Consider the following 11930-nt stretch of genomic DNA (forward strand, 5'->3'; position numbering starts at 1 on the left):
GCGCCCGTGCGACGGGCAACTGTGCGTGGTTGACGCGCGTTTTTTGACGGGGATCCGATCGTGCTAGTAGTTCTTGGCTATGTCGTCGTGGTAGTGGCGGTGCTTGGCGGTTATGCCATGACCGGCGGCCACATGGGCGCGCTATATCAACCGGCGGAATTTGTGATCATCGGAGGCGCCGCCTTCGGCGCCTTCATCGCCACCAATACGGGCAAGGCCATCAAGGCCACCGCCAAGGCCCTGCCGGGCCTGTTCAAGAGCTCCAAGTACAAGAAAGAGCTGTACCTGGACGTCATGTCGCTGCTGTACGTGCTGCTGTCCAAGGCACGGCGCGAGGGCATCCTGTTCCTGGAAAAGGAAATCGCGGACCCCGCCGCCAGCAGCGTCTTCAGCCAGTACCCGCGCATTCTGTCGGATCCGGTGGTGATGGAATTCCTCACCGACTACCTGCGCATGATGGTCAACGGCAACATGAACGCCTTCGAGATCGAGGCCCTGATGGACCACGAGATCGAGACCTTCCGTCACGAAGCCGAGATCCCCGCCCATGCGCTGTCGCGCGTCGGCGATGCGCTGCCCGCCTTCGGCATCGTCGCCGCGGTGATGGGCGTGGTGCATGCGCTGGGTTCGGCCGACCTGCCGCCGGCCGAGCTGGGCGCGCTGATCGCGCACGCCATGGTCGGTACCTTCCTGGGCATCCTGCTGGCCTACGGTTTTGTTTCGCCGCTGGCCGCGCGCATCGAGCTGCAGGTCTCCGAGAACGTCAAGGTCTACGAATGCATCAAGGTCGTGCTGCTCGCCTCCCTGAACGGCTACGCGCCGCTGGTGGCGGTGGAATTCGGCCGCAAGGTGCTGTACTCCACGGTGCGGCCGTCGTTCCTTGAGCTCGACGACCACGTGCGTGAAGTCAAGAGCCTGAACTAAGTCGCGCAAGCAGCAAGGGGCACCGCCATGAGCAGCGCACACGACATGCGTCCGATCATCGTCCGCCGGACGAAGGCGCACGCCAGGCCGCACGGCAACCATAGCTGGAAGATCGCCTACGCCGACTTCATGACGGCGATGATGGCGCTGTTCCTGGTGCTGTGGCTGCTCTCCAGCGCCAACAAGAAGACGCTGGAAGGCATTGCCGAGTATTTCCGCATGCCGCTGAAGGTGGCCATCGTCGGCGGCGAGAAAAGCAGCCAGTCGCCCAGCGTGATACCGGGCGGCGGCATGGACGCAATGCGCAAGGACGGCGAGATCATGCGCGCCCGCGACAACGATCCCAGCGACGAGCAGCGCCGCAACGAACAGCAGGAAGCGCAGCGCCTGCGCGCGCTCAAGCAGCGGCTGGAGCAGATCATCGAGAACAACCCGATGCTGCGCCAGTTCCGTCCGCAATTGCTGCTGGACATCACCAGCGAGGGCCTGCGCATCCAGATCCTGGATACGCAGAACCGCCCGATGTTCCGCACCGGCAGCGCCACCGTCGAAAGCTATATGCGCACCATCCTGCGCGAGATCGGCCCGGTGCTGAACGAGCTGCCGAACAAGGTCAGCCTGTCGGGCCATACCGACGCGGCCAACTATTCCAACGGCGAGCGCACCTACAGCAACTGGGAGCTGTCCGGCGACCGCGCCAATGCCTCGCGCCGCGAACTGATCGCCGGCGGCATGCAGGAAGGCAAGGTGCTGCGCGTGCTGGGCCTGGCCGCGACCATGCCGCTGGACAAGGAAGACCTGCTGGCGCCGGTCAACCGCCGCATCAGCATCGTCGTGCTCAACCAGAAGGCCCAGGCGCGCTTCGAGGCCGAGAACGCCAGCGCCGCTGAAGTTTCGGTGGCGGCGCAGGCCGGCAAGGCGGCGCAGGAAATGCAGGCCGGCCTGGCGGCCGCATCCTCACCCGCGGCCACGCCTGAGCCAAAGAGCAGCAAGCCATGACCAGGCAATCGATGCAGGAAACCAAGCAGCAACCCATGAAGCGCGGCCGCCCGGCGGCGCCCGCGCCTAGCGCAGTAATTTAGTGAGTCAGGACGCCATGTCTGTCGATATCGATATCACACAGTTTTACCAGACCTTCTTCGAGGAAGCGGAAGAACTGCTCGTGGAAATGGAGCAGCTGCTGCTCGGCCTGGACATCGAGTCGCCCGATCCCGAACATCTGAACGCGATCTTCCGGGCGGCGCACTCGATCAAGGGCGGGGCCGCCACCTTCGGGTTCGCGGCGCTGACCGAGACCACGCACATCTTCGAGAACCTGCTGGACCGCACGCGCCGGCAGGAACTGGCGTTGACCCGGACCATCATCGACACCTTTCTGGAAACCAAGGACGTGTTGCAAGATCAGCTCAACGCCTACCGCAACGGCACCGAACCCGATCCGGAAACGCTGGTGCGCATCTGCGCCGTGCTGCAGCAGCTGGCGCAGGAAGCCGCAGGGCATGCTGGCGCTGCAGTTGCCGCACCCGTTCCCGCAGCGGCGCCTGTCGCTGCCGCCGCACCAGCCGCTGCCCCGGCAGGCGGCGGACTGAAGATCCGCCTGATCAAGGTCTCCGCCGCCGACCAGGCGCTGCTGCGCGAAGAACTCGCCAACCTGGGCGAGATCACCGGCCAGCAGGAGGTCAACGGCGAGCTGGTGGTATGGCTCAACACGCAATGCAGCGCCGACGACATCATTGCGGTGTGCTGCTTCGTGATCGACATGGACCAGATCGTGATCGAAGCCGCCAGCGACGCGCCCATTGCCGCACCGGCCCAGGCCCCGGCCCCGGCTCCGGTCGCCGCTCCCGCAGCGGCTGCACCCGCGCCGGCACCTGCCGCTGCCGCGCGCGAGAAGGCCAAGCCGGCCCCGGCCGCCGCGCACGCGCACGGTGAAGGCTCGATCCGCGTGCCGACCGAGAAGGTCGACCAGATCATCAACCTGGTTGGCGAACTGGTGATCACCCAGTCGATGCTGGCGCAGACCGCCTCGTCGCTGGACCCGGTGCTGTTCGACCGCCTGTTCTCCGGCATGGGCCAGCTCGAGCGCAATGCGCGCGACCTGCAGGAAGCGGTGATGTCGATCCGCATGATGCCGATGGACTATGTGTTCTCGCGCTTCCCGCGCCTGGTGCGCGACCTCGCCAGCAAGCTCGGCAAGCAGATCGACCTGGTCACGTTCGGCAAGGCCACCGAGCTCGACAAGAGCCTGATCGAACGCATCATCGACCCGCTCACCCACCTGGTGCGCAACAGCCTGGACCACGGCATCGAGACGCCCGACAAGCGCATCGCCGCAGGCAAGGATGCGACCGGCCAGCTGATCCTGTCCGCGCAGCACCACGGCGGCAATATCGTGATCGAAGTGAGCGACGACGGTGGTGGCCTGAACCGCGAGCGCATCCTGGCCAAGGCCATCCAGAACGGCCTGCCGGTGTCCGAGAACATCAGCGACGAGGAAGTCTGGCAGCTGATCTTCGCGCCAGGCTTCTCCACCGCCGAGGTCATCACCGATGTTTCCGGCCGCGGCGTGGGCATGGACGTGGTCAAGCGCAACATCCAGGAGATGGGCGGCCATGTCGAGATCAGCTCGCGCCCGGGCCTGGGCACCACCATCCGCATCGTGCTGCCGCTGACGCTGGCGATCCTGGATGGGATGTCGGTCAAGGTCGGCGAAGAGACCTTCATCCTGCCGCTGAACTGCGTGATGGAATCGCTGCAGCCCAAGGCCGAGGACGTGCACACCGCCGCCAACTCCGACCGCGTGATGCACGTGCGCGGCGAATACCTGCCGCTGCTGGAGATGCACCGCGTCTTCAACGTCGCCGACGCGCTGCAGGAACCCACGCAGGGCATCGCCGTGATCCTGCAGGCCGAGGGCAAGCGCTTTGCGCTGCTGGTGGACCAGCTGATCGGCCAGCACCAGGTGGTGCTGAAGAACCTCGAGACCAACTACCGCAAGGTGCCGTGCATTTCCGCGGCGACCATCCTTGGCGACGGCAGCGTGGCGCTGATCGTCGATGTCGGCGCGCTGCAGCGCACCGGCGTGCGCCGGCAGGAACCGGCGCTGGCGCAATAAGCGGCCAACACCCATCGTCCAATCACAGGAGAACAAGACATCATGGCCGGCATCGGACACATCGATACCCCCGGGAGCGACGCTTCGGGCCAGGAGTTCCTGGTCTTCACGCTGGGGTCGGAGGAATACGGCATCGACATCCTCAAGGTGCAGGAGATCCGCAGCTACGAGACCGTTACGCGCATCGCCAGCGCGCCGGATTTCATCAAGGGCGTGACCAACCTGCGCGGCGTGATCGTGCCGATCGTCGACCTGCGCCTGAAGTTCCGCCTGGGCAACGTGCGCTACGACCACCAGACCGTGGTCATCATCCTGAACGTGGCCGGTCGCGTGGTCGGCATCGTGGTGGATGGCGTGTCGGACGTGCTGACGCTGACCGGCGATGCGATCAAGCCGGCGCCGGAATTCGGCGTGTCGGTCTCGACCGAGCACCTGACCGGCCTGGGCACCGTCGACGGCCGCATGCTGGTGCTGATCGATATCGAGAAGCTGATGACCAGCGCCGAGATGGAGCTGGTCGAGGCCGAACTGGCCTGATCCCGGCCGCGCTCCCAACGCCCCCGCCGTAACCTGCAATACCAAGCGAAGCCATGACGCCGTTCCGCAATGCCGCCAGCGCTCCCGGCAGCCTTACCGGCTTCCCGGGCGCCGTCTCCGCGCCGGCCGCTACCCTGCGGCGCGATGAGATGCGGGACTTCCTGCTGACCGAGCGCGACTTCGAGAAGATCCGCGCGCTGATCCACCGGCGCGCCGGCATCTCGCTGGGCAGCCACAAGCGCGAGATGGTCTACAGCCGTCTGGCGCGGCGCCTGCGCACGCTGCAGCTGTCGGACTTCGCCTCCTACCTGGCGCTGCTGGACGCGGACGACCGCTCGCCCGAGTGGGAGTTCTTCACCAACGCGCTGACGACCAACCTGACCTCGTTCTTCCGCGAGGCGCACCACTTCCCGCTGCTGGCTGAGCACGCGAAGAAGATCGGCCGCCCGTACAGCGTCTGGTGTTCCGCGGCATCGACCGGCGAGGAACCGTACTCGATCGCCATCACGCTGGCCGAGGCGCTGGGCGACCGCGCCGCCACTGTGCTGGCCACCGACATCGACACGCAGGTGCTGGCCAAGGCCCGCAGCGCCGTGTATTCGGCCGACCAGGTCGCGCGGCTCTCGCCCGAGCGCCTGAAGCGATTCTTCCTGAAGGGCACCGGCCCGCGCGCCGGCTCGGTCAGGGTCAAGCCGGAACTGGCCGCCACCATCGCGTTCGAGCCGCTCAACCTGCTCGCGCCAGACTGGGGCATCCGCGAGCAGTTCGATGCGATCTTCTGCCGCAACGTGATGATCTACTTCGACAAGCCGACCCAGGGACGCATCCTGGAGCGCTTCGTGCCGCTGCTCAAGCCGCACGGGCTGCTGTTTGCCGGCCACTCGGAGAACTTTTCCTACGTCACGCGCGCCTTCCAGCTGCGCGGGCAGACGGTCTACGAGCTGGCGTCGGATGCCGCCAGGGCGGGAAGGCCGTGATGCGCACGCCCCAACTTCCCGAAGCGCTGGCCACGCGCACGTACTTCGACCGCGAGTTCGGCAAGCAGGCGGTCAAGCTGCTGCCCAACGAGTACTACGTGACCCGCGAGGACATGGTGCTGACCACCGTGCTCGGATCGTGCGTGGCCGCGTGCATCCGCGACGAGACCGCGGGCGTCGGCGGCATGAACCACTTCATGCTGCCCGACGATGACGGCGGCGGCGCCGACCGCATGCTGTCGGCGTCGATGCGCTACGGCAGCTACGCGCTGGAAGTGCTGATCAACGAGCTGCTCAAGATGGGCGCGCGCCGGGAGCGGCTGGAGGCCAAGGTCTTCGGCGGCGGCGCAGTGCTGGCCAACATGACCACGCTGAATATCGGCGACCGCAACGCGGACTTCGTGCTGCGCTACCTGAAGGCCGAGGAGATCCGCGTCGCGGCGCAGGACCTGCGCGGCCCGCATGCGCGCCGCGTCAGCTATTTCCCGAGCGGCGGGCTGGCGCTGGTGCGCCGCCTGACGCGGCAGGACGACCAGGTCTCGGTGGCGCGCGAAGAAAGCGCGCTGGCGCGCGCCATCGCCACCTCGGCCAAGGCACCGCCGCGCACGCCCGAACTGTTTGCGCGGCAGGCTTCCCTGGACCCAACCAAGCACGACCTTATATGACTGCCGCCAAGATCAAGGTGCTCTGCGTGGACGACTCCGCGCTGATCCGCAGCCTGATGACGGAGATCATCAACAGCCAGCCGGACATGGAAGTGGTGGGCACCGCGCCCGACCCGCTGGTGGCGCGCGACCTGATCAAGCGCCTGAACCCGGACGTGCTGACGCTGGACGTCGAAATGCCGCGCATGGACGGCCTGGACTTTCTCGAGCGGCTGATGCGGCTGCGGCCCATGCCCGTGCTGATGGTGTCGTCGCTGACCGAGCGCGGCTCCGAGATCACCATGCGCGCGCTGGAGCTGGGCGCGGTGGACTTCGTCACCAAGCCCAAGCTGGGCATCCGCGACGGGCTGCTGGAATACACCGACACCATCGCCGACAAGCTGCGCGCCGCCGCGCGTGCGCGCGTGCGCGCGGCTGCGCAGCCCACGGCCGCGGCGGAAGCCGCACCGATGCTGCGCAGCCCGCTGCTGTCGACCGAGAAGCTGATCATCCTGGGCGCCTCCACCGGCGGCACCGAGGCCATCAAGGAATTCCTGATGCCGCTGCCGCCGGACAGCCCGGCGGTGATGATCGTCCAGCATATGCCGGCCGGCTTCACGCGTTCGTTCGCGCAGCGCCTGGACGGGCTGTGCCGCATCACTGTCAAGGAGGCGGTGCACGGCGAGCGCGTGCTGCCGGGCCATGCGTATATCGCGCCGGGCGACTCGCACCTGCGCCTGGCGCGCAGCGGCGCCAACTACGTCGCGCACCTGTCGCAGGAAGCGCCGGTGAATCGCCACCGCCCGTCCGTGGACGTGCTGTTCGATTCGGCCGCCGAGCATGGCGGCAAGAACGTGATCGGCGTAATCCTGACCGGGATGGGCAAGGACGGCGCGCGCGGCATGCTGCGCATGCGCGAAGCCGGCGCCTACAACCTGGCCCAGGACGAGCACACATGCATCGTGTTTGGCATGCCGAAGGAGGCGATTGCCGCCGGCGGCGTGCATGAAGTCGTGCCCTTGCCGGCGATGACCCAGCGCGTGATGGCGCGCCTGGCCACCTACGGCACGCGCGCGCAGCGGGTGTAAATGAATCGGGGAGGGCGCGCATGCATGCCGGCATGCGGCGCCCGCCCTGGCAACAAGCCATAACTGTATTTACTTGGAGCCGTCAAAGTGGACAAGAGCATCAAGATCCTGGTCGTGGATGATTTCCCGACCATGCGCCGGATCATCCGCAACCTGCTCAAGGAGCTGGGTTTCGTCAACGTCGAGGAAGCCGAGGACGGCGCCGCCGGCCTGGAGAAGGCCAGGGACGGCAGCTTCCAGTTCGTGATCTCGGACTGGAACATGCCCAATATGGACGGCCTGTCCATGCTGCAGGCGATCCGCGCCGATGCCAATATCGGCAAGACCCCGGTGCTGATGGTGACGGCCGAGGCCAAGAAGGAGAACATCATTGCAGCAGCCCAGGCGGGCGCCAACGGCTATGTGGTCAAGCCGTTCACGGCGGCCACGCTGGACGAGAAGATCACCAAGATCTTCGAAAAGCTCGGCGGCTGAGCCAGGGGAGCGTTTCCATGACTCCAACCCTGAGCAACGATTCCGCCGAGCAACTGATCCTGCGCATCGGCAACCTGACGCGGATGCTGCGCGACAACATGCGTGAGCTCGGCCTGGACAAGGAGATCGAGCGCGCCGCGCAGGCCATCCCCGATGCGCGCGACCGGCTGAATTACATCGCCGCCATGACCGAGCAGGCGGCCGAGCGCACGCTCAACGCGGTCGAACTCGCGCAGCCGATCCAGTCCGACATCGAGCAGCAGGCCGAAACGCTGGACAAGCGCTGGGAGGCCTGGTTCGAGAAACCGGAGGAGCTGGCCGACGCCCGCACGCTGGTGCTCGACACCCGCGCCTTCCTGTCCGGGGTGCCCGGCCAGGCGCGCGCCACCAACAGCCACCTGCTCGACATCATGATGGCGCAGGACTTCCAGGACCTGACCGGCCAGGTCATCAAGAAGATGATGGACATGATCCGCGCGCTGGAGCAGGAGCTGCTGCAGGTGCTTATCGACAATGTTCCGTCCGAGCGGCGGGTGGAGACGCAGTCGGCTGGCACGCTGATGAACGGGCCGCAGATCAACCCGGAGGGCAAGCCGGATGTGGTGTCGGATCAGTCGCAGGTGGATGATCTGTTGGCGAGTTTGGGGTTCTGAGGCGAGGCAGGCCTGCTGACGCAGGCGGCTCTCCCGCTGCCGGTTTGCTCCCCTCTCCCGCCTGCGGGAGAGGGGACCGGCCTGTGGTGGCTCCATCGACTTCGCGCGGCGCAAGCCTGCCCCGAGGGGCTGTTCCACTAAAGTCCATCCCCGGGGCGCCGTTAACTCCACCGCCCCCCCATTTCCCAAACAACACCCAATTCCCCCGCCTTTTCGCGCGAATGGGAATCCCACCCCGCTTCGATAATCCCTCCTGACGAATAGCGGCTTGCCGCTTCGCACGGAGCGTGGATGTCCGAAGAAAGCGATCTCGAGAAAACCGAACCCGCCTCACCCCGGCGCCTGGAAAAGGCGCGCGAGGAGGGGCAGGTGGTGCGTTCGCGCGAGCTCGCCACGTTCATCATGCTGATTGCGGGCGTCACCGGCCTGTGGACGCTGGGCGGCCATATGGGCCGCAGCCTGAACCAGGTCATGCAGGGCGCGCTGCGCTTCGAGCGCGATACGGCGTTCGACACCTCGCGCATGCTGTCGCGCTTCGGCGTCATGGTGTGGGACAGCCTGCTCGCCTTCCTGCCCCTGCTGCTGCTGTTCGGCGTGGCCGCCCTGGCCGCGCCGCTGCTGCTGGGCGGCTGGGTGTTCTCGGCCAAGTCGTTCGCGCCGCAGTTCTCGCGCATGTCGCCGATAGTGGGGCTGGGCCGGATGTTCTCCGCCCATTCGCTGGTGGAACTGCTCAAGGCCGTGGCCAAGTCGCTGCTGGTCGGCAGCGTCGGCGCCTGGGTCTTGTGGCGACGACTGCCGGAGGCCATCGCGCTGATGAACGCGCCGGTGCAGGAAGCGCTGCTGCACATGGTCGACCTGGTGATGTACTGCTGCCTGGTGGTGTCGCTGTCGCTGCTGGTGGTGGCGGCCATCGACGTGCCGTGGCAGTACTGGGAGTTCTTCAAGAAGCTGCGCATGACCAAGGAAGAGGTCAAGCAGGAATTCAAGGAAAGCGAGGGCGACCCGCATATCAAGGGCCGCATCCGCCAGCAGCAGCGCGCCATGGCGCGCCGCCGCATGATGACCGAGGTGCCCAAGGCCGACGTGGTGGTGACCAACCCCACGCACTTTGCCGTGGCGCTGCGCTATGAGGAAGGGCGCATGAGCGCGCCGCGCGTGGTGGCCAAGGGCACCGGCGAGGTCGCTGCGCGCATCCGCGCCGTGGCTGCCGAGCACCGTGTGCCGCTGATGTCGGCGCCGCCGCTGGCGCGCGCGCTGCACCGCCATGTCGAACTCGGCCAGGAAATCCCGGCCGGACTCTATACCGCCGTGGCCGAAGTGCTGGCCTGGGTCTATCAACTGAAGCACTGGCACCACTCGCAAGGCCCGCAGCCGCAGGCGCCGGCGGACCTGCCGGTGCCCGATGAACTCGCCGTACCGGAAAGTCGCGCATGAACGCTCTGAACGCTTTGTTCAACCTGCCAGGCCTGCGCTCGGCCGGCCAGCTCAAGGCCATGACCGGGCCGCTGCTGATCATCATGATCCTCGGGATGATGATCCTGCCGCTGCCGGCCGTTGTGCTGGACCTGCTGTTCACCTTCAATATCGCGCTGGCGATCATGGTGCTGCTGGTCAGCATGTACACGCAGAAGCCGCTGGACTTTGCCGCCTTCCCGGCGGTGCTGCTGTTCACCACGCTGCTGCGCCTGTCGCTGAACGTGGCCTCCACGCGCGTGGTGCTGCTCGAAGGCCATACCGGCCCGGACGCCGCCGGCAAGGTGGTGGAGGCCTTCGGCCACTTCCTGGTGGGCGGCAACTTTGCGGTAGGTATCGTCGTGTTCGCGATTCTGGTGGTGATCAACTTCATGGTGATCACCAAGGGCGCGGGCCGTATCGCCGAAGTCGGCGCGCGCTTCATGCTGGACTCGATGCCCGGCAAGCAGATGTCGATCGATGCCGACCTGAACGCCGGCCTGATCGACGAAGCGGCCGCCAAGAAGCGCCGAGCGGAAGTGGCGCAGGAATCCGACTTCTACGGTGCCATGGACGGTGCCAGCAAGTTTGTGCGCGGCGACGCCGTGGCGGGCCTGCTGATCATGTTCATCAACGTCGCCGCCGGCATGGTGGTGGGCATGGTGCAGCACGACCTGGACTTCGGCACCGCCGTGCACAACTACACGCTGCTGACCATCGGCGACGGCCTGGTGGCGCAGATCCCGGCGCTGGTGATCTCCACCGCCGCCGGCGTGATCGTGTCGCGCGTCTCGAACGAGCAGGACGTGGGCGAGCAGCTCACCGGCCAGCTCTTCGCCAACCCGCGCGTGCTGTACCTGACCGCCGGCATCATCGGCCTGATGGGCATCATCCCCGGCATGCCGCACTTCGCCTTCCTGCTGCTGGCGGGCGTGCTGGTGTGGATGGGCCGCTATATGTCGCGCCGCGCAGCCACGCAGGAACAGCTCAAGCAGCGCGAGGAACGCGCGCCGGCAGTGGCGCAGGAATCGACCGAGGCAAGCTGGGACGACGTCACGCTGGTCGATCCGCTCGGCATGGAAGTGGGCTACCGCCTGATCACGCTGGTGGACCGCGCGCAGGACGGCGAGCTGCTGGGCCGCATCAAGAGCATCCGCAAGAAGGTGGCGCAGGAAATCGGCTTCCTGGTGCCGGTAGTGCATATCCGCGACAACCTGGAACTCAAGCCCAACGCCTACCGCATTACGCTCAAGGGCGTGGAGATCGGCCGCGGCGAAGCCATGCCGGGCCAGTGGATGGCGATCAACCCCGGCCAGGTCAGTGGCATGCTGCCGGGCGCGGCCACGCGCGACCCGGCCTTCGGCCTGCCGGCGGTATGGATCGACGCGGGCATCAAGGAACAGGCGCAGTCGTACGGCTACACCGTGGTCGATGCCAGCACGGTGGTGGCCACGCACCTGAACCACCTGATCCACATGCATGCGGCCGAACTACTGGGCCGCCAGGAAGTGCAGGCGCTGCTGGACCGCATCGCCAAGGACTCGCCCAAGCTCACCGAAGACCTGGTGCCCAAGACCATCACGCTGACGGCTCTGCAGAAGATCCTGCAGAACCTGCTGGACGAAGGCGTGCCCATCCGAGACATGCGCACCATCCTCGACGTGGTGGCCGAGCACGCCCCCAAGGTCAGCGATCCCAACGAGCTGACCGCGATGGTGCGCGTGGCGCTGGGCCGCGCGATCACGCAGCAGCTGTTCCCGAACAACGCCGACCTGCAGGTGATCGGCCTGGATGCCGGCCTGGAGCGCGTGCTGTCGCAGGCGCTGACCAACGGCGGCGGCATCGAGCCGGGCCTGGCCGACGCACTGCTGCAGCAGACCCAGGGCGCGGTCACGCGGCAGGAACAGATGGGGCTGGACCCGGTGCTGCTGGTGCCGTCGCAACTGCGTCCGCTGATGGCGCGCTTCCTGCGCCGCACGATGCCGCAGCTGAGGGTGTTGTCGCATTCCGAAGTGCCTGACAACCGCAATATCCGCATCACCGCAATGATCGGCGCGTGAGGAGCA

General features: G+C 66.7%; 11 protein-coding genes. All 11 read left to right on the forward strand.

Going from position 1 to position 11930, the window contains the following annotated elements:
- Positions 1-60 precede the first annotated feature (60 nt).
- The 11 genes from motA to flhA all read left to right on the forward strand — a co-directional run bounded on the left by motA (position 61) and on the right by flhA (position 11924).
- A complete protein-coding gene (gene motA, locus ABNX08_RS33355; protein WP_022537457.1) occupies positions 61-924 on the forward strand; it encodes a flagellar motor stator protein MotA in 864 nt (287 codons plus the stop codon).
- A gap of 27 nt (positions 925-951) precedes the next feature.
- Entirely contained in the window at positions 952-1923 is a 972-nt protein-coding gene (motB, locus tag ABNX08_RS33360) for a flagellar motor protein MotB (RefSeq protein WP_022537458.1), read from the forward strand.
- Between the two features lie 97 nt (positions 1924-2020).
- Positions 2021-4039: a chemotaxis protein CheA gene (cheA, locus tag ABNX08_RS33365; RefSeq protein WP_022537459.1), complete on the forward strand. Its 2019-nt coding sequence runs from the start codon at positions 2021-2023 to the stop codon at positions 4037-4039.
- A gap of 42 nt (positions 4040-4081) precedes the next feature.
- A complete protein-coding gene (locus ABNX08_RS33370) occupies positions 4082-4576 on the forward strand; it encodes a chemotaxis protein CheW (RefSeq protein ID WP_022537460.1) in 495 nt (164 codons plus the stop codon).
- A gap of 53 nt (positions 4577-4629) precedes the next feature.
- Positions 4630-5553 carry a CheR family methyltransferase gene (locus tag ABNX08_RS33375; RefSeq protein WP_022537461.1) on the forward strand — a complete coding sequence of 308 codons (924 nt, stop codon included), beginning with the start codon at positions 4630-4632 and terminating at the stop codon, positions 5551-5553.
- Entirely contained in the window at positions 5553-6218 is a 666-nt protein-coding gene (gene cheD / locus ABNX08_RS33380) for a chemoreceptor glutamine deamidase CheD (protein WP_022537462.1), read from the forward strand. The genes ABNX08_RS33375 and cheD overlap by 1 nt, the downstream gene beginning before the upstream one ends.
- Positions 6215-7285 (forward strand): chemotaxis response regulator protein-glutamate methylesterase, encoded by a 1071-nt coding sequence (locus ABNX08_RS33385; protein WP_022537463.1) that lies wholly within the window; start codon positions 6215-6217, stop codon positions 7283-7285. Before cheD ends, ABNX08_RS33385 begins: the two co-directional genes overlap by 4 nt.
- 87 nt (positions 7286-7372) lie before the next feature.
- A complete protein-coding gene (gene cheY, locus ABNX08_RS33390; RefSeq protein ID WP_022537464.1) occupies positions 7373-7759 on the forward strand; it encodes a chemotaxis response regulator CheY in 387 nt (128 codons plus the stop codon).
- A 17-nt stretch (positions 7760-7776) separates the two neighbouring features.
- On the forward strand, positions 7777-8412 hold the full coding sequence (cheZ, locus tag ABNX08_RS33395; protein WP_022537465.1) for a protein phosphatase CheZ: 636 nt from the start codon (positions 7777-7779) through the stop codon (positions 8410-8412).
- Positions 8413-8703: 291 nt separating this feature from the next.
- On the forward strand, positions 8704-9846 hold the full coding sequence (gene flhB / locus ABNX08_RS33400; protein ID WP_022537466.1) for a flagellar biosynthesis protein FlhB: 1143 nt from the start codon (positions 8704-8706) through the stop codon (positions 9844-9846).
- Positions 9843-11924 (forward strand): flagellar biosynthesis protein FlhA, encoded by a 2082-nt coding sequence (gene flhA, locus ABNX08_RS33405; protein WP_022537467.1) that lies wholly within the window; start codon positions 9843-9845, stop codon positions 11922-11924. Before flhB ends, flhA begins: the two co-directional genes overlap by 4 nt.
- Positions 11925-11930 lie beyond the last annotated feature (6 nt).

It is taken from the genome of Cupriavidus sp. DF5525 (genome assembly GCF_040149425.2).
Classification (GTDB): domain Bacteria; phylum Pseudomonadota; class Gammaproteobacteria; order Burkholderiales; family Burkholderiaceae; genus Cupriavidus; species Cupriavidus pickettii_A.

Coding starts and splice junctions, on each gene's coding strand:
- motB (WP_022537458.1), top strand. CDS start 952: ATGAGCAGCGCACACGACATGCGTCCGATCATCGTCCGCCGGACGAAG.
- cheA (WP_022537459.1), top strand. CDS start 2,021: ATGTCTGTCGATATCGATATCACACAGTTTTACCAGACCTTCTTCGAG.
- ABNX08_RS33370 (WP_022537460.1), top strand. CDS start 4,082: ATGGCCGGCATCGGACACATCGATACCCCCGGGAGCGACGCTTCGGGC.
- ABNX08_RS33375 (WP_022537461.1), top strand. CDS start 4,630: ATGACGCCGTTCCGCAATGCCGCCAGCGCTCCCGGCAGCCTTACCGGC.
- cheD (WP_022537462.1), top strand. CDS start 5,553: ATGCGCACGCCCCAACTTCCCGAAGCGCTGGCCACGCGCACGTACTTC.
- ABNX08_RS33385 (WP_022537463.1), top strand. CDS start 6,215: ATGACTGCCGCCAAGATCAAGGTGCTCTGCGTGGACGACTCCGCGCTG.
- cheZ (WP_022537465.1), top strand. CDS start 7,777: ATGACTCCAACCCTGAGCAACGATTCCGCCGAGCAACTGATCCTGCGC.
- flhB (WP_022537466.1), top strand. CDS start 8,704: ATGTCCGAAGAAAGCGATCTCGAGAAAACCGAACCCGCCTCACCCCGG.
- flhA (WP_022537467.1), top strand. CDS start 9,843: ATGAACGCTCTGAACGCTTTGTTCAACCTGCCAGGCCTGCGCTCGGCC.